14 protein-coding genes, 1 tRNA gene and 3 pseudogenes are annotated in these 25,580 nt (G+C 54.0%); 12 read left to right on the top strand and 6 right to left on the bottom strand.

Going from position 1 to position 25,580, the window contains the following annotated elements; all coding sequences use genetic code 11:
- Positions 1-257: 257 nt before the first annotated feature.
- Complete coding sequence (locus FDY98_RS08240; RefSeq protein WP_035539112.1) at positions 258-566, bottom strand: Arc family DNA-binding protein; 309 nt, start codon at positions 564-566, stop codon at positions 258-260.
- A gap of 227 nt (positions 567-793) precedes the next feature.
- Here FDY98_RS08240 and FDY98_RS08235 point away from each other — a divergent pair, with 227 nt between their 5' ends.
- Positions 794-1,255, top strand: a complete 462-nt coding sequence (locus FDY98_RS08235; protein ID WP_027958993.1) for a hypothetical protein — start codon at positions 794-796, stop codon at positions 1,253-1,255.
- Between the two features lie 2,010 nt (positions 1,256-3,265).
- Here the strand turns inward: FDY98_RS08235 and FDY98_RS08225 are convergent.
- Positions 3,266-4,441, bottom strand: coding sequence for a Fic family protein (locus FDY98_RS08225; protein WP_027958991.1), 1,176 nt, complete (start codon positions 4,439-4,441; stop codon positions 3,266-3,268).
- A gap of 831 nt (positions 4,442-5,272) precedes the next feature.
- On the opposite strand from FDY98_RS08225, the gene FDY98_RS08220 reads away from it, so the two are divergent.
- Complete coding sequence (locus tag FDY98_RS08220) at positions 5,273-5,569, top strand: type II toxin-antitoxin system HigB family toxin (protein WP_027958990.1); 297 nt, start codon at positions 5,273-5,275, stop codon at positions 5,567-5,569.
- Positions 5,569-5,928 carry a helix-turn-helix domain-containing protein gene (locus tag FDY98_RS08215; protein ID WP_027958989.1) on the top strand — a complete coding sequence of 120 codons (360 nt, stop codon included), beginning with the start codon at positions 5,569-5,571 and terminating at the stop codon, positions 5,926-5,928. The genes FDY98_RS08220 and FDY98_RS08215 overlap by 1 nt, the downstream gene beginning before the upstream one ends.
- Positions 5,929-6,493: 565 nt before the next feature.
- Here the strand turns inward: FDY98_RS08215 and FDY98_RS08210 are convergent.
- The 4 genes and pseudogenes from FDY98_RS08210 to FDY98_RS08195 form a co-directional block, all read right to left on the bottom strand.
- Positions 6,494-6,970 carry a GNAT family N-acetyltransferase gene (locus tag FDY98_RS08210; protein WP_340146408.1) on the bottom strand — a complete coding sequence of 159 codons (477 nt, stop codon included), beginning with the start codon at positions 6,968-6,970 and terminating at the stop codon, positions 6,494-6,496.
- A gap of 621 nt (positions 6,971-7,591) precedes the next feature.
- A tRNA-OTHER gene (locus tag FDY98_RS08205) sits at positions 7,592-7,664 on the bottom strand.
- A gap of 76 nt (positions 7,665-7,740) precedes the next feature.
- Positions 7,741-8,686, bottom strand: a pseudogene (locus FDY98_RS08200) (AEC family transporter).
- 144 nt (positions 8,687-8,830) lie between these two features.
- Positions 8,831-10,856, bottom strand: a pseudogene (locus tag FDY98_RS08195) (diguanylate cyclase).
- A 260-nt stretch (positions 10,857-11,116) separates the two neighbouring features.
- Between FDY98_RS08195 and FDY98_RS08190 the strand changes: the two are divergent.
- The 9 genes and pseudogenes from FDY98_RS08190 to FDY98_RS08165 all read left to right on the top strand — a co-directional run bounded on the left by FDY98_RS08190 (position 11,117) and on the right by FDY98_RS08165 (position 25,563).
- Positions 11,117-13,123 carry a capsular polysaccharide biosynthesis protein gene (locus tag FDY98_RS08190; protein ID WP_027958985.1) on the top strand — a complete coding sequence of 669 codons (2,007 nt, stop codon included), beginning with the start codon at positions 11,117-11,119 and terminating at the stop codon, positions 13,121-13,123.
- Position 13,124: 1 nt separating this feature from the next.
- Positions 13,125-13,820 carry a capsular polysaccharide export protein, LipB/KpsS family gene (locus tag FDY98_RS27465; protein WP_340146407.1) on the top strand — a complete coding sequence of 232 codons (696 nt, stop codon included), beginning with the start codon at positions 13,125-13,127 and terminating at the stop codon, positions 13,818-13,820.
- On the top strand, positions 13,708-14,364 hold the full coding sequence (locus tag FDY98_RS27460) for a capsular polysaccharide export protein, LipB/KpsS family (protein ID WP_340146868.1): 657 nt from the start codon (positions 13,708-13,710) through the stop codon (positions 14,362-14,364). The genes FDY98_RS27465 and FDY98_RS27460 overlap by 113 nt, the downstream gene beginning before the upstream one ends.
- A 32-nt stretch (positions 14,365-14,396) precedes the next feature.
- The gene (locus tag FDY98_RS08180) at positions 14,397-15,038 is read left to right on the top strand and encodes an SDR family NAD(P)-dependent oxidoreductase (RefSeq protein ID WP_340146406.1); all 642 of its coding nucleotides are present in this window, start codon (positions 14,397-14,399) and stop codon (positions 15,036-15,038) included.
- Complete coding sequence (locus FDY98_RS27455; protein ID WP_340146405.1) at positions 14,983-15,189, top strand: hypothetical protein; 207 nt, start codon at positions 14,983-14,985, stop codon at positions 15,187-15,189. The genes FDY98_RS08180 and FDY98_RS27455 overlap by 56 nt, the downstream gene beginning before the upstream one ends.
- Complete coding sequence (locus FDY98_RS27450; RefSeq protein ID WP_340146404.1) at positions 15,182-16,027, top strand: hypothetical protein; 846 nt, start codon at positions 15,182-15,184, stop codon at positions 16,025-16,027. The genes FDY98_RS27455 and FDY98_RS27450 overlap by 8 nt, the downstream gene beginning before the upstream one ends.
- Positions 16,003-16,791, top strand: coding sequence for an LTA synthase family protein (locus FDY98_RS27445; protein ID WP_340146403.1), 789 nt, complete (start codon positions 16,003-16,005; stop codon positions 16,789-16,791). The genes FDY98_RS27450 and FDY98_RS27445 overlap by 25 nt, the downstream gene beginning before the upstream one ends.
- Positions 16,788-24,244, top strand: a pseudogene (locus tag FDY98_RS08170) (type I polyketide synthase). The gene FDY98_RS27445 and the pseudogene FDY98_RS08170 overlap by 4 nt, the downstream one beginning before the upstream one ends.
- Entirely contained in the window at positions 24,241-25,563 is a 1,323-nt protein-coding gene (locus FDY98_RS08165; RefSeq protein WP_101148394.1) for an aminotransferase class I/II-fold pyridoxal phosphate-dependent enzyme, read from the top strand. The pseudogene FDY98_RS08170 and the gene FDY98_RS08165 overlap by 4 nt, the downstream one beginning before the upstream one ends.
- Positions 25,564-25,580: the final 17 nt, after the last annotated feature.

Genomic DNA, 25,580 nt, shown 5'->3' with positions numbered 1-25,580 from the left:
GCTGCTTGTACTGCATGACAATGAAGCTGGTTCACTTCGCTAGCCTGTACGTGTTCTCGCGGTCTGGAGGAGATCGTTGATAGCTTCGAGTCATTCATTTATTTTGAATGGGGAAAAAGCACATTATCTAGCGCGTCTGAATCTTTTCAGCTTTTACGCCAAATAATAAAAAGCGACCTGAACAAAGCTCAGATCGCTATCTCCATCATTTAGCATGAATAACCAAAACCTTTGGACATGTGGAGCTTGTACCAACCTCACTCACCTTTTTGCTGGCTTGCCTCCAGGTGGCGCAACTCCCGATCAAGCTGACTCATTGCAGCCTCTAGCTGACGCTTCACCTCGCTGAGGTTTCTATAATCGCTGTTCGGCATGGTTTCCTTCTCCTCATACCCCACCCTTTCGAGTGCTTTTTCTCGACCATCTAGCTCAACCGTGCGGAGCAGCCTGGCGACTATCTCAGCATTCATGGATCGATGGTTAGTGTCGGCAGCCTCTTTCAACCAGTCCCGTAACTCGGGCGGCATACGGAGTTTGTACTGTGTGTGGGTATCGTGAGTTGTCATTTCTTAATGATGAACCAGACCGGTTCTTTACAGCAATGGCACCCATCGGGTACCATGTAGGACCCAATGGGTTCCTTTGGCAAATCCAGTAGGTTACACAATTCAAAAGACAGCTTGAGACAGAGCTAAAACCACGGTTTTAGAGCAAAGCTCAGAACATGTGATTCGCCTGAAATGGCTAGTGAGTCAGGTGGAACGAGAAATGAAGCAGCTTAAGGAAAAAAGCTATGCATAATGCCAGCTATATTCATGACCTAGAGAATATGTGTGAGTTAATTCAAAACGGAATGTCTACCGACGAAGAGGCGGTATACCTAACCTTATCCATTTCACATATAGCCATTAGCTTTGCCCCAATGGACAATAAATCCACCTCAGAAAAAGAAGTAGAAGAAAAAATCAAAAATATTGATCAAGCAATGGCGTTGATTTCGAAAGCTTACAACGTGCTTGATAATTATCCAGAGTTACAGTTGCAACTAGGAAAGCTAAACAGTCTTTTCAAAGTCTTATTAATACAACAGCTAAGTTGTGGTATAAAAATTAACGGCTTAGTGCGTATGGGTAAGCACAGCAGACATACTACTAACCTACCACTCGGAGGTCACATACAAGACAACACCGTAAAACTGGAAAATACCACGGAGTCGATTTGCCACATCACTGGCGACTTGAAACCTAAGGAATAATTTTCCGTACTACCTCCCTGGGTCATATGGGGTTGTCGTTGCTATTGGCCGAAGGAGGTCGGTGAAAAAAGGTAAGCTCCAGCCCCTCTTTCAAGCTCAAGCTCTGGCATGCAGCTAGCCGCAACTCCACAGGCCAACATCCATTCAAGCAATAGATCCCCTGCCCTGATTCAATGAACCGGTCAACATCACACCTAAAGCTGGTAAATCCCCGCCGACCGAGAACTACCGTATCAAATGCATCGGCAAAGGCTTGCCTGATCTTGGTACTGGGAGCATGAATCCTCATCGCTTTCAGCTTGCGAAAGCAACTCAAGAATATAAGCGAAGAAAGTTATTACCTGAAAGCACATACTTACCCATACCACAAAATCATTGATTAGTGTGGTGTCGTCACAGGCCAGCTATCAGGGATAAATCCGCATAGTTATCGGGTCTCCGGTGTAACCCGGGGAGACTAAAGAGAGTGATATGGTGTCTTGGAAGGATCAAGACCTAACCATCAATCCATTGATTAATATAGCTTCAATAAAGTATAAAAAATCTTCGCATACCTTATCGCATACCATTTATCAGTTGGCTGGATGTATTTTTCTCGATTTTCCACGATGGTGACTAGGTTTAAGGGGGCATCAACCGGGGGCGCTCTGATCTCCGGTTCATCCTTTTCTGAATAGCCTTTTGAACCTGAGTATTTCTGAGCAAGCGAATGGCGTTAATTTCTGCGGCATTACCACGAGCAGAGTAAGCAGCTCTCTAGTATGCCTTGGTGGCATTCAGGTCAATCAAATGCTCATCAACGAATCGAGACTGCCAAAGGGGCTGTCGAGTTGACGCCTCGGTAGTCTTCATATCAGCTCTTTGCTGAGAACACATTGAAAGAATGAGACGGTCTTAATTTTAAGAGGGCATCTGAATGGGCGGCAGCATCATCGGAAGTTTAATAATGGCAGTACCTATACTAGGTGTAGCTGTGGCGTTTATCTCGCATTGGCGCGGACATAAGCTGAGTCGAAGCGCGATCAAGATGAATGTAATGGTGAGGATCGTAGACTTCGGAGCTGACTATCGCTCTCAGGCTGCGCTTGAGGAAGGGCTTCAAAGGACGCTGAAGCGGCTTTTCCACCTCTATTCTGGACAAAGCGTCAATGGCGCTCTGGTGTGGGCGGTACTAAGTCATCACCCAAGAGCTGATGCCCTTGACTTGTTGGCGCTAGCGCATGATGAAGTCGGGATAGATAAGACGTCAGGCAAGATCTGTCAACGTTGTCAACGTCAATGAAGGATGTCCGCACCTCCTTTACGGACTTATAGCACCGGCGTCGACACTGGCGCTTCTCTCACCCATCGCAGGCACACCCTCTTGGCTGACGACAAGTATAGTTGCGGTTAATGCAAGAGTTACCGCAAGCTTTACCCTTTCGACAAACACGACAACAGCCGCCTTGGACTATAGTCAGCTCATCAGGGATCGCGTCAAACGATAAGGTGCACTCTGCTTCCTCATTGCCAACTTGAAGGTCTGCTTGTCCAATCCAGCCGCCATAGCTATCTAGTGGCTGTTCAGCACTCAAGGCTCCAGAGAAGCATAGCGCCAGCACTAATATGATTACTCGCACGGTCATGACTATTCCCTTTAGTTATTATGTGCCAGCGCAGTATAGACGGGAATGCTCGCAGCACGTCTCTAGATTGTTAGCAGCCAGGCCTCATAACCATGCAACAATAATGGCATCAGCAACGGGCGCAAAATTGCTCAGATGGTAAAAATCATCATGCGAGAGCAAGCTTTTACTCGCGACTGTCTATTTTGACCGAGAATAGTGGGAACGGCGGGAACAGGCTGGATATTCAAGCAAATAGCGCTGGCGCTAGCTCCAAGCCGAGATTCCAGCTTTAAGCGCCAGCGCTATACTAATTTAGAAGAAGATTTTCCTTGCAGCCTTAGGATTAAGGTGAAAGTAAAGGCCGTTACTACTCAACACTTGCTTCAAAGGCACTCACTATCCCTTAGAGCCCTTCAACTTGAGGTGGAATAAATCCATTATCAGACAGAGCTTTTATGACACCTCTGACTAGAAAGCTATTATCAAAACCAATCGTATATTGTCGAGCCCCTTCAGCTATAGGCCTAAGCATTCCAGCTTCAACAAGCTTTCGTACTTGGTATGTTCTTTGAGGGGATTTTGAGCCCTTCATTACAGAAGCAAGGTCGCTTGCTTTAACAATTTGTCTTTCAATAGCCAAATTTAGAATATCTTTCTCTTGTGCCGTTATCAGCTCTCTTTCTCGGGCATGCTCTAGCGCTGGCCACAAAATATTCTCTTTCAAAAATGTATAGTCTGAAAGCTTATCCAGCTTTTTCAGCTCATCTAGAACCCCTTGCAAAACGTATACACACCAGTTATGTAGTGCTTTTGGGGAGCCTGAATCAGCAAGCGATAACATTTCATAATAGCGTTCTCGATCATTGCAAAAAACAGCCGTCGGGTTGAGCACACGGCCTGTGACCGTCTTGCCCATCGAAACGTTAAAGCCATATTTTATCATCAATGCATAGGTTAATAAGCGAACTACTCTCCCATTTCCATTGGTGAATGGATGTATCCACCCAAATCGATGATGGGCTAAAGCTACTTTCATAAGATCGTATTTTTGTTGATCGCTATTATTTATAAAGTTAACCAGCTCTTGCATGTACTCTCCGACCCGAAATGGCTCTGGAGGAAGATGGCTAGACTTGGCTATTCTGACTTGACCTGTTCTGTAAGCACCTGGAGTTTCATCGCCTTCTCGCTCAAGACCATCTATTGCAAGTTGATGTAACTCTCTTATAAAATGTTCTGATATGGGATAATCAGGTTCCAGCTCTTCCTCAATGTATGACATAGCCCTTTCGATGTTAGCTATCTCGCTCAAGTGATCACTCGAACGTTGCGTACCCTCTAAAGTGCTTTCCACATAATCAGCCAGTGTAGTGTGGTTACCTTCAATTCTTGCCGATCCCAAGCTTTCCAGTATATGGAAAATATTTTTAAGCTGAAAAAATGTAGGTGCTGGCGTACTCCCACCAAGCTGAAGCCTCCTAAGGTACTCAAGCTCAGACAGTACATCGACGAGAGGTGAATCGAAGGATGGATTTAGAAGCACCAGGTCATGATGATGAAATGAAGCAGGGTCACTCATTATCTCAAATCCCCTAAAATTTTATCTCAAAAAAATGAATAAAAAATACTAAAAAACATAAACTTAAAAAAAATTATGTAAAAAATAACTGAAATCACGTACAAAAATATGTTGAATCCATCTGCACAACAAGTCAAATGACGGGCTACATATTTAGCCTAAACACGTCGTCATGCGCCCGGACACACTTCTAGCTGCGCACCTATCGTGCGTACCAAGCTGCGTACCGATTCGTACTTTTCGCTCGTAAGAAAATTCGTGCCTACATTTAGTTAACAGTGCTGGCTGTTCACCCTTCGTGTTAACTAGCCATCTGATGGATACCGCCATGGATACCAGGAGGCGGATACTGGCGATCTGGTGGAAACCGGCACCAGTGCAGTTGAGAACACCAGGTTGGCGGCCTAAGCAATCTCAACATTCATCAACATGCGGCGGTTAAACCGCGCCAGCAACATGAGGTTTTTGAGGAAGCTGGCCCAGCTTGAGATAGGCTTAATATCCCTACTTTATCTTTCCCTAGATCGACGCCGGTTAGCTCGGCGATAAGCTCAGGAAATCGCTTGGATAGCTGATCTAATGCTAGCAGCGAGTTCGCTATTCGCTGTATCGGTACGGGATTTTTGGTCGAAAAATATATATTGAGCGGTATATCGATTTAAGACGGATCTGCTTCCGGCGCCATTGGATTCCCTTAAAGTATTTGTCGGCACGCCTCTACGGGCGCTCTAACCGATCTTGGCTCTAAAGGGTGGGGTGGTGCCAGTTTGTTAAAATAGAGCTTGACTCCCAAAACAGGAGAACCCAAAATCTCCCAAAATGGGAGAAAGCATGAGAGTCATAGCAAAGCGCACACTGAAAGAGTTTTGGGAGCAGGGCTATGACGACGCCAAGACCCCATTAACCGAGTGGTACAACATGATGCTAAAAGCATCCTGGGAAACGCCACAACAGTTGAAGGCCGACATTGGAACCGCCAGCATCCTTAAAGGTGGCAGGGTTGTTTTCAATATCGGTGGTAACAAGTACCGAGTCATACTCTCCATTCGGTATGAGCAGCAAATTGCTTGGGTTCGTTTTGTTGGCACCCACGCCCAGTACGATAAAGTCGATGCGGAGACAATATAATGAACATCCAGCCTATCCATAATGATGCCGATCTTGACCGCGCATTTGCTCGTCTTGAAGAGCTTTGGGCTGCTGAGACAGGCACTCCTGAAGCGGACGAAATCGAAGTGCTCTCAATCCTCATAGAGAAATACGAGGATAAACACTACCCCATCGGGCCGTCTGATCCTATTGAGGCGATCAAATTCCGCATGGAGCAGCAGGGCCTAACGCCGCGTGATCTTGAAGCATACATCGGCTCGAGCGGCCGAGTGTCAGAGGTGCTGAACCGTAAGCGCAAACTCAGCCTTCGCATGATCAAAAACCTGCATGAGGGGCTTCGAATCCCTTATGAGAGCTTGATGAATCAGGCCACTTAATTATTCAGCCCCGCATTAGCGGTTTTTTTTATGCCACAGTGACCGTATTAGATATACCACAGCTTGAAATGTCCGCCATCCAAGGGATCGAGTTCAAATGCTGGAGTTTTCCGTATACCAAAACATCCACCAAAGCATACATAACACCATGATTCGGTTACATAATACCAATCATAGCGCATGCAGCATTCCCGCTGCCTTTGTCGCCATATCCGCTTTGGATTGATAGCTGCCTTGAAGAGGAAGTGTAACGTGCACACGGCCTTGGAAACCCCATCTTCATGTGCACGCGAGATCGAGTAGCGCGTGGTAAGCGAAGCGCACCCGCGGGAGCAGCGCGAAGCGGTGTCGTGGTTGGTTCGTGCAGGTGGCGTTGCTTGGGCGCCACGGGGCGCCGGTCACATACCACCTTCTTTTGCCGATACAGCGTCCTTACTTAGCGCGGTGTACTCGCGGCCACGGATCTTATCTTCTGAGCTGCGAAGCGATAGCGCGCCCTAAGTCGCGGTTAGGGCGAACGCCTATGACTGACAAAACTGCCGCTAGAGCAACCTTGAATGTTTGGTTATGAATGCGCTGTCTGATACCGCATTTCAATCAGTTGATGTTCGCCAACGACTTCTACTTCCTTGATGAACTCAAATCCAAACCTTTCGTAGTAATCTCTAAGGTAAGTGTGGGCATGGATCTCAATGGAAGTGACACCTAACTCCTGCGCATATTGCATCATTGCCTGAACAACTTTCGAAGCGACGCCCATTCCTCGACATACCTCACTGACCGCTATCCTGGCCATGGTAGAAGAGCCGTCTTCTTTAACCGTTAGCCGGGCCGTTGCAATGGGTTCACCGTTGTCCGTTACCAGCGCGTGGAATGATTCCTCATCCAGTCCATCCAGTTCCAGCTCTGCAGGAATCTGCTGTTCACGTGTAAACACCTGATAACGAATACCTTGAGCCTGCCTGATCAATTCAGAATCATTACCGATAGTGACTTCCATTGCTGTTTTTTCTCCAAAAATAATAGATATAAAGTAGCACATGCGTCTCTCCCGCTTGAATGGGTGGGCGACAGCCAGAGCTTGGATTCCTAGCCCTAACATACCAACGCCCCGCACATTGGCGGGGCGTTGGTCATACGCTACAGAATGGCTGGATTAGGCTTGGGCACTATCCAGGTCGTCCAGGCTCGGAACATACTCCATTTGCCGCGGTGGCAGGGTTGGCTCTTGCAGGCAGTGTTGGTTGGATGCCACTGGGCGTCGTTCCGCCGCCATCCGCGGGTGCCTCATTCGCTCGTACCTCGCGAGATTCGTTACCACGCGCTACGGTTAGTGCACATAGCTGATTTTGTGGGTCAGTTCATCTCGCCTGTGTCTTCCTCCAGCGTTGCCTATCCAGAAACGCGAAGCAGGCCATTGATGAGCGCCAAATTGTCATCTGACGGAGTATTAGTACTAGGTTTGGTTGAGTTTATCTGTCGAACAGTTAGTGCCATGGCGGTATACCGAGCATCTTCGAATGGGGGTATATACCATTCTGTATACCATTTAGCAGCGGGATTTGGAAGGAACGATGAGGAACGACGAAGAGTAAAAAACCATGTATTTCAGAGTATTGTACTCTTTTTTAGCCTTCCCAGGACTTGTAAAGAACCCCAGTTGGGTCCCTGGCAGGAGTCGAACCTGCGACCTGCCGCTTAGAGGCGGCTGCTCTATCCTACTGAGCTACAGGGACTAACGTCGTCCAAACTTGCGGGCGCGTAGTAAACGCGTCAGCTTAGGCAGGGCCAACCGAGTTGCGCTATTCAACTCTATATCCAGCCGAGTAAACGCAGCGCAAAGACGCCCAGCGTAACGGTAATGCTCGCCATCAGGGTGGTAATGGCGATGATATTGGCGGCCAGAGCCACATTGCCGCCTATTGCTTTGACCATTACAAACTTGCGGCAGCGGTGGGCTGGCAAAGAACAGAAACAGTAAGCCCAGCTGTTCGCCGGAAAAGCCCACCAACCAGGCCGCCACGGTGGAGAGCACCGGTAGTGTTACCATCTTCATCAAACTAGCGCCAAGTGCCACTTGGCTGCTGTCACGCATGCTCGACACGGAGAGCGTCGCACCAATACAAATCAGCGCCAACGGTAGTGTTAACGAGGCAAAATAGTTTTCCTGAGGTAATCACCCAACTGGGCAGCGGGATCGAGAGCGCGGTAAAGGGTAATGCTGCAAATACGGAAATAATGAGTGGGTTTTTTCGCTACGTGTTTGAGCAGGCTGCGCCAATCGGTGGATTGACCAGGTTGGTAAAATGCCAGCACGATGACCGAAAGCGCGTTATACATCACGATGACCACGCCAGCAAAAGACTGCCCGCTGACAGGCCATAGTTACCGTACATGCCCGCCGCTAGCGCCAAACCCACTATCCCACAATTGCCGCGAAACGCGCCTTGAACGTAAATACCACGATCCTGAGGTGCTACACGGTAGCGCGCCCAGCCCCAACTGAATAAAAACTGCCCCAGCGTTGCCACAGCAAAAAACAGCATCAGCGAAATGTCCAGCGCAACGCTTAGGTCAGCTTTAATCAAACTAAGGAAGATCAGCGTGGGAGTGTTGCTTTGAATACCAGCGCAGAAGCGGTCGAGACGAAGGCACTATCAATCCATTTCAAGCGCTTAAGGCCCAGGCCTACAAACACCATCGCAAAGACAGGCAGCGTGACATCCAGCGTGCGGGCAAACAGTTCAAGTAGGTTCACAACAGTATCTCAGTCAGCCTTGATTTTAAAAACTGGCTTTTAACGACAAGTTCAGCATCTGCTTATACTCTACTGCTGGACATGTTTTGTCGACTGCTAAGCACGCCAAGCCGCTGCGCAGGCTTAGAGTGCTTATATGAGAAACTATTTGGGCGAATCGAAAAGCGCCATTACGTCATCGTTATTGTGAGGCATATTGACAACTACCCCATCGCGTCCCATCCCTTTGGCTTTGTAACTACCGGCATCGGCCCGTGCCAAAACGTCAGACACATTAGAATCCTCTTCATCAAAGGTGGTAACGCCAATACTGAGTGTAACCATGTACTCTTTGCCTTCATGGGTAACAGAGATTTCCCCTACCGACTGACGCAGGGATTCAGCGATTCTCCTTGCCTGAGCCAGGGTGCAGCTGGGGAGCAGCACGCCAAACTCATCTCCCCCTTGCGCGCCACATGGTCGCTACGGCGAACTTCCCAGGCAACCACCTGAGCAATGCGGCGCAACATCTCATCGCCTAGAGCGTGGCCACCTTCATCATTGATGGGTTTGAAGTGATCCAAATCAAACAACAAAAGAGCTGAAGGCGTGCTGGTTTTTTGAAAATCGGCAAAGGCTTCTTCTAGGCGGCGCTCAAAGCCTCTGCGATTCAACAGGCCGGTTAACGGATCATGTTCTGCTTCCCAGCGCTGTATGGCTTCCTGCTCCCGGCGCTCAGTAATATCCTTAACTACGCCCACTAAACCAAGAGTCTGTCCATCTTGAGAAAGCGTGACTACCCGAGCATGTATATCTAGCCAAAGAAGTTCGTTATCGCTGCGCAAAAACGCAGTTGGCGAACAAAATCACTACCGGTGCGCAGGCTATGTAGCCACATGTCTTTAGCTCCATCACGATCAGACATGTGGATCTGCTTAAGCCAAGACTCCATAGGCGAGCCTGGAAAGATGCCCAGCATCTCTAGTAGCGCAGGGTTCATGTAAGTAATGTCACCTTTAATATTAGCGACAAACATACCCTGCGGCGCTGCATTCAGTACCGAGTCAAGAAACGCCTCGCGCTCTTGAAGATTGCCTAACAACAGCTGCCGTTCATCTTCCACTCGGTTAAAGGTGCTCGCCACCTGCTGTAGCTCTTGCATCTTGGTAGCCAAACTGACGCTCTCACGGTGCCCCAAACCCACCTCGCCAATCTGTTTCTCCAAATGCCTCAAAGGTGTAAGCACTCGGCCCAACATCCACCACAGCAAAGGGAACATAAGTAAAACAAGTACAACCCATGCCCACCAAAGCTGCCTGATAAAATCTGCTAGGGGAAGTTGTACTTGGGAAATAGGCATGTAAAGGCCAACGACCCATCCAGCAGGCCAAATCTGCGCATAAGACTGTAGCCCCATTTCCCCACTCACAAGCCGACCTACAGCATCACCTTCCCAGCCATCCAGCGCCAAGTCCAGCCATGGGTTAAATGACTCACTGGGCACAGAAGCATTAATTAACGAATTATTAGGATGGTATAAAACCTTACCCGAAGCAGTAGCAACACCAGCATAGCCTTTTTCACCCAAGCGCACTTTAGCTAAACGGCTAAATATCCCTCCTGAATCCAAGCTAAGGATACCTCCAATAAAACCGTCAAACTCGCCTTGCTCGGTAAAGCGTGGCACGCCCACTAGCACCATTGGCATGCCGCTCGCACGACCGACAAAGGGCTCACTAACATAGGGACGGCGAATACCGCGAAGCATACGAAAATACTCAAGTTCAGCGGTTTCGAGCCCTACGCGACCAACGATTGCAGGCCAATCAGCAATAATCTCGCCATCACTGTTGGCAACCACAATCCCCTCAAACCAAGCTAGCAGGCTATCGTTCTGCTGCAGTTGATAGCTGATCCAACTCGCATCCTCGGTGGTGCCGATCATTTCGTTTAAGCGCTCTAATGCTTGGAAGCGCATCTCGATTTGTTGGGTTACCTCATCAGCAAGTAGAGTGGCTTCATAACGTAAGTGCGACATATTAGTCTCTTGCACCATAGTCTTTCCGACTTGCCACGCCATACCCAGCACCAACGCGATCAGCAACAGCAAAGTAAAGGAGAGCCCCAGCAAAAGGCGCCCCTTTAAGGAACTGAAAGAAAATAGATTTTTTAGCAGATAGGCAAAGCGCACCGATTATCCTTTTTTATACATACTTTACTTAATTCCAGATCCTGAAGAGCGGTATCAAGGGTACATAGAGTGGGCGAATCTACCAAAAAAGTGACGATCATGCGCGTTGAATAAATCAAACTTAAGGTAATTTTTTTTATCATGCAAATAGTTGCTGTGGGTAGAAAAAATAGTGAGCACTCACAATGCCTGAATTGATAACCCCCTCCAATTGACGTATGTTCGCCCGCCTACCCCTGTTACCTCAAGCGGCCTTATGTATGGCGAAACGAACGGCAGGTTACACATCCCCAGGTATTCGCAAGCTGGCTACCTTGCCTGCACTGCTGCCCGAATTTGACCAATTCGTCCGAATAAGCTCCCTTAAGAAAATGCCCGAGGCGGTGATTGGCTGGGGGCTAAAACCCACTAGTGTAAGCGCTAGGCAGTATGCCCAACGCCATCAACTGGTCTATATCGCATTAGAAGATGGCTTTCTACGCTCGTTAGGGCTAGGCGTAAATGGCTTTCAGCCGCACAGTTTGGTAGTCGATGAGACCGGCATTTATTACGACGCCTCACGCCCTTCTGATTTGGAAAACTGGCTCAACACAGCCAGTTTCAACAATGAAGAGTTAGAGCAGGCTGAACGATGCATGGCATTGATCGCTCGCTATCGGCTCTCCAAATATAACCACTCCCCCGATCAGCCTATTAACGATGCCAGCTGGGCGAGTGTATTAGTGGTCGACCAAACCGCTGGGGATGCCTCAATTCACTACGGGGGCGCTAGCGCGAGTAGCTTCAACCAGATGCTTGAGGCGGCGTTAATAGAGCACCCCGACGCCGAGATATTAGTCAAGATCCATCCTGACGTTATCGCGGGTAAAAAACAGGGCCACCTACTTAACGCCGCAGACCACCCGCGCTGCAGGGTCATCGGTGAAGACCTCAACCCCTGGGCGCTATTTGACCAGGTTGACCACGTTTACGTCGTGACCAGCCAGCTCGGCTTTGAAGCACTGCTGGCCGGAAAGCAGGTGCACTGCTTTGGTATTCCGTTTTATGCAGGTTGGGGGCTTACCCATGATCAACTGCCCTGCCACCGCCGTCGTGTAAAGCGCACCTTAGTTGAGGTCTTTGCCGCCGCCTATTTACGCTATTGCCGCTACGCTAACCCTTACACTCAGCAGCCTGCCACGCTGGAAGAGACCATTGCCTTGATCGCCGATCAAAGGCGCCAGCAGGAGCGCTATCGGGGAAACTGGCGAGCATGCGGGTTCTCTACTTGGAAACGTCGCTTTATTGGCGACTTTCTAGGCGCCTTCGCACGCATGAACTATCAAGCGAAGCTTCCCGAGAGCGAGCAGCCCGATGAACGGCTGCTGGTATGGTCAAGCCGTATTGATGCAGACTTTAAATGCCAGCACGCCCAACACATGGAGAAGCTATGGCGCATGGAAGATGGGTTCATTCGTTCAGTGGGGCTGGGAGTCGATCTTACTCAGCCGTTGTCGCTGGTGATTGATTCACAGGGTATCTACTACGACCCCAGCCAACCCAGTGATTTAGAGACGCTGCTCAATAGCGCCCCCTTTAGTGACGACCTGCTGCAACGTGCGCTGCAGTTACGTAAGCGATTAGTGGCGCTCAAACTCACCAAGTACAACGTACGTGGAAAGGCAGGGATCGAGCTGCCCAAAGGGCGTTACACCATACTGGTGCCTGGCCAAGTAGAGAGCGACGCCTCGATTGCCACCGGCTCGCCGCACATTAATACCAATAGCGGGCTGCTAAGCGCCGTACGTGACGCGCACCCGGATGCTTATATCGTCTACAAAGCCCATCCCGATGTATTGAGCGGTGCGCGTTTAGGAGCACTCGATACCGATGCCAAACGCCTGTATGATCTAGACGCCAGCGATATCGACATCGCAACCTTGTTAGAGCGCGTCGATGCAGTGCATACGATGAGCTCTTTAACCGGCTTTGAAGCACTTTTGCGCAAACGAGAAGTCAGCACCTACGGCCTACCGTTTTATGCTGGCTGGGGCTTAACTCAGGATGCGCTTAGCTGCCCACGCCGTACGCGTTCACTCTCGCTGGATGCCTTGGTCGCCGGCACCCTGATTCTCTATCCCGGCTATGTAGACCCAACGACCCGCCAGCTATGCAATGCTGAAACCGTCGTCAGCCTGTTGGAACAGGCAAGAACACACAAAAACACCCTTACATGGAAACAGCATATCTACCGCTGTTATCGTAACTTGTTGATCGGAAGGCATTGAGTTGAAGCATCAGAAGCGTGCATTCTTATTTTTGCAGGGCGTTTGCTCACCTTTTTACCAGCGCTTAGCCAAGCGCTTGGTGAACGATGGGCACCGTGTCGTTAAGGTCAACTTCAATGCGGGCGATATCGCCTACTGGCAGCGCACCCACGGCCAAAGTCACCTGTTTCGTGGCCCTACCGCTGAACTACCTGGCTATATCAAGTCACTCTGGCAGCGGTACGCGATCACCGACCAAGTCGTATTCGGAGATCGCCGCCCGATTCATCGCCCAGCAGTGGATAACGCCGCCGCGGCCGGTGTACGCACCCACGTATTTGAAGAGGGCTACTTTCGCCCGTTCTGGATCACACTGGAGCGCGAAGGCGTTAACGGCCACTCGCTACTGCCCCGGACCCAAGCTGGTTTTATGAAACCGGCAAAGCACTGCCCGAACTACCCGCCCCCGTGCGTTTTCGCTCCTCGTTTAAAATTCGTGCCATGCACGATGTGGGCTACCACTTGGCCGGCTAGCCAATCCGCTGGTTGCGCCGCACTACCGCAATCACGCGCCGATCACCGCCCCGGTCGAGTACGCGGGCTACCTGAAGCGCTTTGCTCAGTTAAAAGCCGCTTGGAAAAAACGCGACGCCGAACGCATCAAAGCGTTGATCGAAAGTGGCCGCCCCTATTTTATGCTGCCGCTGCAGCTAAATAGCGATGCGCAAATTCGCGATCATTCCCCCTACGCCAATATGCAGGAAGTGATGGACGATGTGATGGCCTCGTTCGCCAAGCACGCGCCCAGCGATTCTCAGCTGTGTATTAAGAACCATCCTTTGGATATGGGCTTGGTCAATTACCCCAAAGTCATCAAGCAGCTTGCCGAACGCCATGGTCTGCAAGGGCGCATCGTCTATCTAGAGTCTGGGGATCTCAACGCCCTGCTCAAACACGCCAAGGGCAATGTCACCGTTAACAGCACCGTGGGCATCGTTTCACTGGAGAAGAACTGCCCCACCTACGCGCTTAGCGACCCGATCTATAATCTGGATGGGCTAACCTATCAAGGTGACTTAGCGGATTTTTGGCAGCAGCCGCAGCCGCCTAACAGCGAGCTATTTGGTTATTTTCAAAAGACCGTGATGCATGCCGTTCAAGTTAACGGTGGCTACTACTGCCAGCCCGGTATCGATTTAGCCGTGGATAACGCCGCCCGCATACTAGAAGCCTGCCCATCGCCGTTGGAGAAGCTTCTGTGAACGTTGTTGTGAAAGAAGCTGCAAAAGAGGCTGTGAGCCCATCTCTACACTCACGCTGCGTGCTGATCACTGGCGCCCACCGCGCGATTGGGGGCGCCTTGGCAAACGCCTATGCCGATCCCAGCACCCACCTGGTATTGCACGGACGCCAGCAGGAGAAGCTAGAGGCGCTTGCCACCACTTGCCGCCAAAAAGGTGCCCAAGTCACTCTCTCAACCATCAATCTAACCGATGACCACGCCCTGAAAAGCTGGCTAGCCGAAGTCTGCGCCCAACAGGTACCGAACATCTTGATTGCCAATGCGGGCAAAAACACCCACCCCCAAGGGCCTGATATCTTAGAGCCCTGGGCAGACGTGCAGGCGCTGTTGGATATCAACCTGAAAACCCCCATCGCCATGGTGCAACACCTAGTGCCAGCCATGCAGACCCGCGGCAGCGGTCAATTGGTGCTGATCAGCTCGCTTGCCGCATGGCACGGTTTACCGACCACCCCCAGCTATAGCGCCAGCAAAGCAGGCAGCCTATGGCGAAGGGCTGCGCGGGCTACTCGCGCCTCACGGTATCGGCGTCACTGTGGTCATGCCCGGCTATGTTACCTCACCGATGTGCGAGGCCATGCCCGGCCCCAAACCCTGGGAGTGGCCGCCCGAGCGCGCGGCCAAGGTCATTAAACGCGGTATCGCCGCAAACCGTGCGCGCATCAGCTTCCCCTTCCCACTTAATTTTGGCACCTGGTGGCTGGCGGTACTGCCCGCAGGGGTTTCGCAATGGTTGATCGAGCGACTGGGCTTCAACCACTCAGGAGACACACCCCATGATTAGCGCGCTGATATGGCCGCTACTCGTGGGGCTATTGATCAGCGGCCTGTTTGAAGCCCTGCTTAGCCCTCGGCCGCGCCCATTCTGGCAGCGTGGAGCAGCGGCCAATAGTGTCCACCTTGGCTCATGGCTTCTAATTTTCGGGCTGTTGGTGTTGTTACTCCAGCGCCCCTGGTTTGCGGTGATGGTTTTTCTCTCGCTGCAACTGGTGGTGGTGCAGTCGAGCAACGCCAAATCGCATACGCTCAACGAGCCGTTTATCTGCCATGACTTTGAATACTTTTGGGACGCTATCCTGCACCCGCGCCTCTACGTGCCCTTTTTCGGCGTAGGTTTGGCGATTGCCGCCAGCAGCGCCGCCGCGGTGGCGATTGGAGGGTTCTTTTACTGGGAAGGGTCGCTGGTCACTAGCGAGGGCACCAGCCGCTTTCTAACCAATGCGCTGGGGTTAATAGCCTTGGGCACACTGCTGCTTGCTGTTAGTGTCCGCAGGCTGCCCGCCATCACCTTACAGCCCATAGACGACATGTACCGTTTAGGACTTTTCGCTAGCCTATGGGCCTACGGCGTAGCGCTAATGCGCGCTCCCGTTCCGACGCCAAAGCAATCGCCCTTTCACGCCTTAACGCCGGTGGCGAGCGCGCATCAGGGCAAGCAGCCACTGCCCAACGTGGTGCTGGTGCAGAGTGAATCGTTTTTCGACCCGCGCCCCTGGTGTAAAGAGGTTGATGCCAATCTGCTTCGCCATTTCGACACCACTCGTGCAAACGCCACCCTGCATGGCGCATTAAACGTGCCCGCCTGGGTGCCAATACAGTGCGCACCGAGTGCGCGGTATTAACGGGCATTGCACCCGGCCTCTGGGGCGTTCGCCAGTTCAACCCTTACCGCACGCTTGCCCGCCATCCAATGCCCAGTTTAGCGAGCGCGCTAAAAGCAGCAGGCTATCGCACGGTTTGTGTGCATCCGTACCTGGCGAGCTTCTATTTTCGTCACAAGGTGATACCCCAGTTAGGCTTTGACCACTTTATAGATATCAATGCCTTCCAGAGCAGCGACAAAAACGGTCAATACGTTAGTGACCAGGCAGTGGCACGAAAAATTGGACGGCTGCTTGAAGATGACGATAATAGACCGCTATTTGTATTTGTTATCACCATGGAAAATCACGGCCCGTTACATTTAGAAGCACCGAACCAAGCAACGTTAGCCGATACGCTGCCCGGCGCTCCTTGGCCGTTACCCGATCATCTGCGTGACTTAGCGGTCTATTTGCAGCATTTAAGTGAATCCGACAAGATGTTGGTAAGCGTTAAAAATTCGCTGAATACTGCAAAGCGACCGGGCCTGCTAGGCTGGTATGGGGATCATGTTCCCATTCTGCCTGAGGCGTATGCACACTTCACGCCGCCTGATGGCCGCACTCCCTACATGGTATGGTCAACAGAGAGTTGGGTGACAGCAGGGGTAGGGGCAGCAAACGCTTACGAGCCATTTGAGCTAGCCGCAAACGAACTTGGTGTCCAGTTATTCAAACAGGTGTTTGGACACGATATAAGTAGCGATGTGATCAAGGTAGAACCAGAACCTCAGGAGCAAGAATGACTAAACGCGTTGCCATCATCGGCGCCGCCCATCGTTTCCCCGGCACCACCCCTGAAACGTTCTGGCAGGATCTGCAAGCCGAAAAAGATTTAGTGACTGAAGTGGCCGCTGACCGCTGGAGCCACGACGTTTTTATGCACCCGGATAAGCGCCACCCGGGTACCAGCGTGACCTTTGCCGCCGGTAGCCTGGGCGACATCAGCGGGTTTGACGCTGAGTTTTTTGGTATTTCGCCCCGTGAAGCGGCCAATATGGATCCTCAGCAGCGCATGCTTCTAGAGCTCGCCTGGGAAGCCATGGAAGACGCCAGCATTCTGCCCAGCTCCCTGCGCGGCAGCCAGTGCGGGGTATTTTTGGGCGTGGCCAGCCTCGACTACTCTTATCGCATCGCGGACGATATGGCAGCGATTGATGCCTCCACCGCCACTGGCAACACCTCCAGCATCGCCTCGAATCGATTGTCTTACGTGTTTGACCTGCACGGCCCCAGCATGTCGCTGGATACTGCCTGCTCGTCCTCCATGGTGGCCTTTCACCAGGCCTGCCAATCGATTCGCAGCGGAGAAACCAATATGGCGCTGGCAGGCGGCATTAGCCTGCACCTGCATCCCTATGGCTTTATCATCTTCTCTAAAGCCAGCATGCTCTCACCTACTGGCCGCTGCCAGGTATTCGATGAGGCGGGTAACGGCTATGTGCGCTCCGAAGGGGCAGGCATTTTCCTGCTAAAAGATTACGATCAAGCGGTTACCGACGGCGACAATATTATTGCCGTGGTGGCAGGCTCCGCGGTGAACACCGACGGCTACAAATCTGGCCTAACGGTGCCTAACCCAAGTGCCCAAATTGATCTAATGAAGCGCGCCTATGAACAGGCGGGCATCTCGCCGGATGAAATCGATTACCTGGAAGCCCACGGCACCGGCACCGCCGTTGGCGACCCCATTGAAACCCGCGCGATTGGTGAAGCACTCGGCCAGCAGCGTAAAACGCCGCTGCTGATTGGCTCGGTAAAGAGCAACCTGGGTCACCTGGAAACCGCTTCCGGCGTGGCGGGTCTGGCCAAGGCGCTCTACAGCATTCAGCACCGCGAAGTCCCGGCCACGATTGGCATCCGCAAACTCAATCCGCGCATCAAATTTGATGAGTGGAACATCTCGGTGGTCACCAAAGGCCAGCCGCTGAAAAAACAGGGCCGCCTGGTTATCGGCGTGAACTCCTTTGGTTTTGGCGGGGCCAACGCCCACGTTATTTTAGAGAGCCCGCCCGAGCGAACAAAACCCGAACCGCAGGCGCCAGACTCACCGCTACCGATCCACCTTAGCGCCCGCAGCGAAGCCGCGCTCAGCCAAAGCGCCGAAACGCTCGCCAACTACCTGCGCGAGAACGACTTACGCGAAAGTAGCGACATCAGCCTGTACGACATCGCTTATACGCTGTTCCACCACCGTGACCGGCATAGTCATGGCGCGCTGCTGTTTGCACAAACGGCTGAAGAAGCCGCCACGCAACTCAGCGAGTTTGCCGCGGGTGAAACCAACGGCGTTACCACACTCGAGCGCTTACCCAATGCGGTAGGCCCAGTGTTTGTTTACGATGGCAACGGCTGCCAGTGGGAAACCATGGGGCGCGATCTGCTCAGCGATTCGCCAGTTTTCGCCGCGGCGATTGATCGCGTCGACGCACTCTTTCAGCAGCACGGGGACTTCTCGCTACGCGCCGAACTGGAAGGCCGCAATGGGGAGAACCGTTTCCCGCTAACTGAAATCGCCCAGCCAGCGCTGTTTGCACTGCAGGTGGCACTAACCGAGTGGCTGCACGACCAAGGCATTACGCCCACCGCGGTCTTCGGTCATAGCGTGGGTGAAGTGGCGGCGGCCTGGGCCAGCGGTGCGTTGAGCCTGGAAGATGCGGTCAAAGTGATTTACTACCGCAGCGACTACCAGGGTAAAACCCGTGGCCTCGGCGAAATGACCGCGGTGGCCATGAGCGCTGACGACATCGCCGCGTGGCTAGAAAAGCCCGAGTTCAATCAGGTATGCCTGGCCGGTATTAACAGCCCGAAAGGCATTACGCTGGCGGGCGATAGTCAACAGCTCAGCGCTCTGGAAGCCGCCCTGGGCGAGCAGGATGTATTTGCCAAACGCCTGCCCCTGGACTACGCCTTCCACAGCCCCGCGATGGACAGCATTCAAGCTGGGGTCATTGATGCGCTGGCCGATATTACCCCTCGTGCCACGCAGATCCCCTACTACTCCACCGTGACCGGTACGTTGAGTGACGGGCTTGAGCTGGATGCCACCTACTGGTGGAAAAACATTCGTGAGCCGGTGCTGTTCGACGCCGCCGCTAGCGCGCTGATCGAGCAAGGTAATAACGTCTTTGTAGAGATTGGCGCCCACCCCATTCTGCGCCGCTACCTCAATGAGTCACTGCGCCAGCTGGAACGTCCTGGTTTGGTATTTGGCACCATTGAGCGCCACAAGCCCGGCCTTGAAGGCTTGCAACGCAGCCTAAGTCAACTACTGCTGAGTGGCCTTAGCCTGGCTAGCCGCCACTTCCCGGTGGTCGGTCAGCGTGTGCCGCTACCGCGCTATGCCTGGCAGCGCAGCCACCATTGGGTACACGGTACCAATGACGGTCAAGGCCTGCTGTCACGCTATTACCAGCACCCGCTGCTGGGCTACCCGTTAGCCCAGCACGAACACACCTGGGAGAGCCAGCTCGACACCCAACGCCAGCCCTGGTTGGCCGACCATGTGGTGGGCGAAGGCGCGGTGTTCCCCGGTGCCGGTTTTGTGGAACTGACGCTGGCGGCGGCGCTGCAGCTAAAAGACAGCCCGTTGCTGGATATCGAAGAGTTGGAAATCCGTGCCCCGCTGCTGCTGGACGGCCCCTATGGCCGCACCATGCGGCTTAGCTACCTACCGGAAGATGGCCGCCTGGAGATCCACTCCCGCGAACCTGCCACCGGGGTAGAGTGGCAGTTAAATGCCGTGGCCCGCACCATGCGTGAAAGCCGTGGTTTCCTGCTCAACCGCACAGCGCCGGTGATGCCTACTCGTGCCCCGGACTACACGCTGGAAGATCACCTGCAGATGGCTGAGCGTATTGGCCTTCACTATGGCCCTGCCTTTCAGGCTATCTCCAGGGGCTGGATTGACGGCGATGCAGTGATTGGTGAAATAGCCCTGTCGGATGAAGTCCAGGCGCAGCTCAGCACATTGCACGTGCACCCCGGCATTCTGGATAGCGCCTTCCAGATGTTTATCCCACTGCTCGCGCAACATAGTGAGTTTGCCCCCCAGCTCGCCTTTGTGCCGGTTCGCGTGGAACGTATTCAAGTGAATACCCAGGCAGGCGCGCCGGTTCTCGCCCGCGCCGTGATGGGCAAGCGCGCACCGCACTCCTTTACCGCCGATTTCGAGCTATATGACGCCGCCGGTAACGCCGTTGCAGTACTGAGCAAAACCCGCTTCAAAGCGATTCGACTCAACCGCGCCCATCATCAGCACTTCAGCTATTTGGATGTGGAACTGACGCCAGCGCCGCTACACGCAGAACCGCTGGCACTACCTGCCGATGCGCTTGCTCGTCTTGCAGATATCGCCAGCGTTTACGGCGAAAGCACCGGCCAGCGTTACGGCAACGAAGTCGCCCCTCTGCTCGATAGCCTTAGCGAAGCCTTTGCTCAGCAGGGTCTCGGCGTCGATAGCGAAGAAGCACAGCACTCGCCGGACGTTATCTGGCAACTGCTGGTGCAAGACTACCCTGACTACTTTGCGCCCATTCACCTGGTGGGCCGGTTAGGGCTTCACCAACAGGCGCTGCGTAGCGGCACAAGTGACCTGGAAACCCTGGGCATTAGCCACGACCACTTGGCGCGATTAAACCGTGTGTTAGTGGGCGAAAGCGGCTGGCAAGCGTTGGCAGGCGAGTTAGCCGAGTTAATAGATGCGCTGATCGCAGAGCTCCCCGCCGGGCAGCGTTTGCAACTGCTCGAAGCAGGCCCCAGCGCGCCAGCGTTGGGCGAACGCCTACTGGAACGCAGCGCTCAAGCGCTGTATCACGACCTTACCCATTACCGCGTGATCACCACCCTCGACAGCACGCGCCATCAGGCAGAACAGCTGCAAGAGCGTTTCCCGTTGATGGATATGCAGCACCTTGGCCAAAACGAGGTTGCTGCGCTAACCGCCCCCATCGGTGTTGAAAAGGCTCAATTGGCGTTTGTAAGCGTGGATATCACCCACCCGGCCGCCACGCGTCAGTTAATCGAAGCATTACCTGAGCAACTCGCCCCTGGCGCCCAGGTCATGCTGATTGGTATCGCCCCAAGTCGCTGGCTGGATGATCTGCTGGCCACGCCCGGCATCGACCAAACCGCCCTGGAGCAAGATACGCTCATTAGTTGGCTGAACGACCAGGGCTTTGTGGTTTCCGCGCCCATGGCACTGGAAGAGAGCGACAGTGGCGCTTACCTGCTCCATGCGCACTACCCTTTAGAAACGGCTGCGAGCACATCAAACACGGCGCAATGGCGTCACTTGGTGGTCGCCGACCACAACAGTGAAGCGCTGGCGGCCAATCTGGTCGAGGCACTGCAATCGCAAGGCGCTTCCGCGCTGCTCAGCGTTAGTCAGAGCGCGCCTGCTGAGCTGCTGGCTCATGCACTGTCTCAACCTGCACTGTCTCAACCTGCATTGGCTCAACCTGAAATAGCCCAAGCCGCACCTGATAATCAGGGCGAGCTAACCCTCAATGTGATTGACCTGCGTGGTTTGGGCGCGAATAGCACTGAAGCGCAAACCGCTCGCTGTAATCACGCTCTGCAGTGGACGCTGGCCTTAGAGCAGCACTCGCTTGCTGCCTCTTTGTGGTTGGTGACCAACGGGGTAAGCGCTCTATGGCAGACAACGTCACCCGCCAGCGCGACAGACGCCCCTGGCGATGCCGTGCTGTGGGGCTTTGGCCGCTCGCTAGCCAACGAAGCCGTCGGCCATAGTGTCTACCTGCTGGATATACCGGCAGCCGTCAGCGAGCCTGCGTTACACGCCTGGGCCACCCTACTGACTCAACCAGATAGCGAAAACGAAGCGCTGATCGATAACCAGGGCCATCGCTTTGCGACGAGGCTGCGCACCCTGCCCGCGCCGCACCCAGCTGCGGAAGAGCAGACCAATGAACAGACCAAGCAGCCGCATCAGGCGATGTCACTAGGCTTTGCCATGCCCGGCCAGCTGCGCCAATTAACCTGGCGCCCGCGCCCGTTGCCACAAGTCAGTGCCGACGAGGTGGAAATCAGTGTTAAGGCCACCGGGCTTAACTTCCGCGATGTGATGTACACCCTGGGTTTGCTCTCCGATGAAGCGATAGAGAACGGCTTCGCCGGCCCCACCCTCGGCCTTGAGTTTTCAGGCGTGGTCAAGGCCGTGGGCAGCAACGTCACCCACGTGGCGCCTGGGCAAGCCGTGGTCGGCTTCGGCCCTGCCAGCTTTAGCGACAAGGTCATTGCCAACCAGCACGCCGTTGCAGCACTGCCGGAAGGCATTAGCTTTGCCGCCGCGGCGACGATTCCGACGACCTTCTTCACGGTCTACTACGCGCTCAAGCATCTGGCGCGAGTCGAACCTGGCGAAAAAATCCTGATTCACGGCGCCGCGGGCGGCGTGGGCATTGCAGCGCTGCAAATCGCCCAGTGGCTGGGAGCGGAAATTTACGCCACGGTGGGCTCCGAAGAGAAGCGCGACTTCCTGCGTCTGATGGGCATCGAGCGACTCTATGACTCGCGCTCGCTCACCTTCGCCGAAGAAATCCTGGAAGACACTCAGGGCGAAGGCGTGGATGTGGTGCTCAACTCTCTGGCCGGGGAAGCGATCAACCAGAACCTGCGCGCCCTGCGCCCGTTCGGCCGCTTCCTGGAGCTGGGCAAACGCGATTTCTACGAAAACACTCATATTGGCCTGCGCCCGTTCCGCAATAACCTCAGCTACTTCGGTATCGACTCCGACCAGCTAATGAAGGTGCAGCCTGCGCTTACACAACGCCTGTTTGGCGAGATGATGGCGCTATTCAACGACGGTACCTTAAGTCCGCTGCCGTTTACCTCGTTTAGCCACACCCAGGTAATCGACGCCTTCCGCTATATGCAGCAGGCGCGCCAGATCGGCAAAGTGGTGGTGACCTATGAACAACCCATCGCGCCACCCAAGAACGAGGTGTTGGGCACGGCAGCGATGCAGCTCTCCGCAGATGCCAGCTACCTGGTCACCGGCGGCCTGGGTGGCTTTGGGTTAAGAACTGCTCAGTGGCTGGTAGAGAAAGGCGCGCGGCAGTTGATCCTACTCAGCCGCAGCGGCCCCACCAGTGAAGAGGCTCAGGCAGCCATTGCGTCGTTTGAACAGCAAGGCGTTACGGTACTCGCCGCCGCCTGCGATATTACCGACCGCACTGCGCTGGCCGATGTGCTGGAGCGCGCCAAGGTGAACTAGCACCGCTGCGGGGCATTGTGCACGCCGCCACGGTGATCGACGACGGTTTGATTCGCAACCTGGATGCAGAGCGCATTCAGAAAGTGTTAGCGCCCAAAATCGATGGCGCCCGCCACCTGGACGAACTCACCCGCGAGGCGGAACTGGAGTTCTTCGTGCTCTACTCATCGGCCACCACCCTGTTCGGCAACCCCGGCCAGGCCAACTACGTGGCCGCCAACCACTGGCTGGAGGCGTTCGCCGCCAATCGCCGTGCCGCGGGTTTACCAGCCACCTGCGTACGCTGGGGCGCGATTGAAGATGTCGGCTTCCTGGCTCGTAACACCCGCACCCGTGATGCGCTGCAAGAGCGCCTGGGCGGTTCCGCGCTACGCTCGGATGACGCGCTGAAAGTGCTCGAACAGATGCTGCTGGCCCCTGGGCCAAGCCTTGGTGTACTGGAACTAGAGTGGGGCGCGCTTGCTCGTTTCCTCCCCACTGCCGAAGCGCCGCGCTTTAACGAAATTGCCCGCGCTAGCGACGACGACGGCAGCGCGGATGCAGATGACGACATCAGCGCCCTGCTCGCCGACCTCTCACCCGAGGAGCTGCACAGCACGGTCACCGATCTACTGCGCGCCGAGCTGGCCAGCATTCTGCTGATTGATGAAGAGAAGCTCGATATTCACCGCTCGGTCTACGATATGGGCTTCGACTCTCTGATGGGCGTTGAGCTAATGACCGCTATCGAGAACCGCTTGGGCGTTCAGGTGTCAGTGATGGTGCTCAGTGAAGCATCGACACTCGACAAACTGGCGGGCGTGCTGATTCAGAAAATGCATCAGCACGACGATGTTGAAGACGCTCCGCAAGATGCGATAGCCTCACTGGCCGCACAACATGGCACTGAAGATTTAGGCCCTGAAGGGCTCACCACTGAGCCTGCGTCCGCTTCCTCATCACCCGCGACTGAGACTCCATGACCGCTAAGCGCTCTGAACTGAAACAGCAATTGTTGGAACAAGCACGCCGGCGTACTACGCCGCGTGCTGCCAGCGCCACGCCCTCTTCCAATGGGCAAGGCGGAGAGCAACGCACGGTGCCCGAGCGCTTCACGCGCTTTGATGCCCAGCCCGGCTATCAGCAAATCGCCATGATGCGCCAGGCCGCCGATCAGTTGGGCCTGGTCGACCCATTCTTCAAGGTCCACGAAGGCACCGCCGGGGCGACCAGCGTGATCAATGGGCAGACCTGCATCAACTTTGCCAGCTATAACTACCTCGGCTTTTCAGGCGACCCGCGCATCAATCAGGCCGCCTGCGATGCCGTGGCGCGCTACGGCACTTCGGTCTCCGCCAGCCGCGTGGTCTCCGGCGAACGGCCTATCCACCAAGAGCTGGAACAGGCCCTCGCCACTGCCTACAACGTTGAAGATGCGGTGGTGTTTGTGAGCGGTCACGCCACTAACGTCTCCACACTGGGCCACCTGCTGGGCCCTAAAGATTTAGTGCTCCACGACGAGTACATCCATAACAGCTCGTTGGTTGGCACGCAGCTTTCCGGCGCCAAGCGCATGTCGTTTAGCCATAACGACCCCGCCGCGCTGGAAGCCCTGTTGGCCCGGCATCGGCATCAGTTCGAACGCGTTCTGGTAGTGATCGAAGGGCTCTACAGCATGGATGGCGACATCCCTGAGCTGCCGCGTTTTATCGAACTGAAGCAACGCTATCAAGCCTGGCTGATGGTCGATGAAGCCCACTCCTTTGGGGTCATGGGCGACACCGGCCTGGGGCTGCGCGAGTATTTTGATATCGACCCGCGCGACGTGGATATCTGGATGGGCACCATGAGCAAAACCATGGCAGGCTGCGGCGGCTATATCGCAGGCAGCAAGCCGCTGGTGGAAACACTACGCTACCTGGCCCCCGGTTTTCTCTACAGCGTGGGCATGCCCGCCCAAGTCGCCGCCCCCTCACTAGCCGCGCTGCAGCTGATGCAGCAAGAACCCGAACGGGTTCAGCGCCTGCATACTATTTCGCGCTACTTTCTTGAACAGGCCACTGCCCGCGGCTTGGATACCGGCAAAAGCATCGGTGCCGCAGTCGTACCGGTGATTATTGGCAGCTCCGCAGCGGCTGCCCGGCTTTCTAACGCATTGTTAGAACAGCACATCAACGTACAGCCGATTCTGCACCCAGCGGTACCCGAAAAAAGCGCACGGCTGCGCTTCTTTCTCTCCTGTGAGCATACCCAGGCGCACATTGACCAAACGCTTGATGCACTCACCGCGCTACTGCCATAATTTTGTAACGCTTTTCC

This window comes from Halomonas sp. PA16-9 (genome assembly GCF_009728585.1).
In the GTDB taxonomy this organism is placed as follows: Bacteria; Pseudomonadota; Gammaproteobacteria; order Pseudomonadales; family Halomonadaceae; genus Vreelandella; species Vreelandella titanicae.
Note: the sequence above shows the minus strand (reverse complement) of the source record. Positions and strands in the feature narration are given on the sequence as shown.

Coding starts and splice junctions, on each gene's coding strand:
- FDY98_RS08240 (WP_035539112.1), bottom strand. CDS start 566: ATGACAACTCACGATACCCACACACAGTACAAACTCCGTATGCCGCCC.
- FDY98_RS08235 (WP_027958993.1), top strand. CDS start 794: ATGCATAATGCCAGCTATATTCATGACCTAGAGAATATGTGTGAGTTA.
- FDY98_RS08225 (WP_027958991.1), bottom strand. CDS start 4,441: ATGAGTGACCCTGCTTCATTTCATCATCATGACCTGGTGCTTCTAAAT.
- FDY98_RS08220 (WP_027958990.1), top strand. CDS start 5,273: ATGAGAGTCATAGCAAAGCGCACACTGAAAGAGTTTTGGGAGCAGGGC.
- FDY98_RS08215 (WP_027958989.1), top strand. CDS start 5,569: ATGAACATCCAGCCTATCCATAATGATGCCGATCTTGACCGCGCATTT.
- FDY98_RS08210 (WP_340146408.1), bottom strand. CDS start 6,970: ATGTGCTACTTTATATCTATTATTTTTGGAGAAAAAACAGCAATGGAA.
- FDY98_RS08190 (WP_027958985.1), top strand. CDS start 11,117: ATGGCGAAACGAACGGCAGGTTACACATCCCCAGGTATTCGCAAGCTG.
- FDY98_RS27455 (WP_340146405.1), top strand. CDS start 14,983: ATGCCCGGCCCCAAACCCTGGGAGTGGCCGCCCGAGCGCGCGGCCAAG.
- FDY98_RS27450 (WP_340146404.1), top strand. CDS start 15,182: ATGATTAGCGCGCTGATATGGCCGCTACTCGTGGGGCTATTGATCAGC.
- FDY98_RS08165 (WP_101148394.1), top strand. CDS start 24,241: ATGACCGCTAAGCGCTCTGAACTGAAACAGCAATTGTTGGAACAAGCA.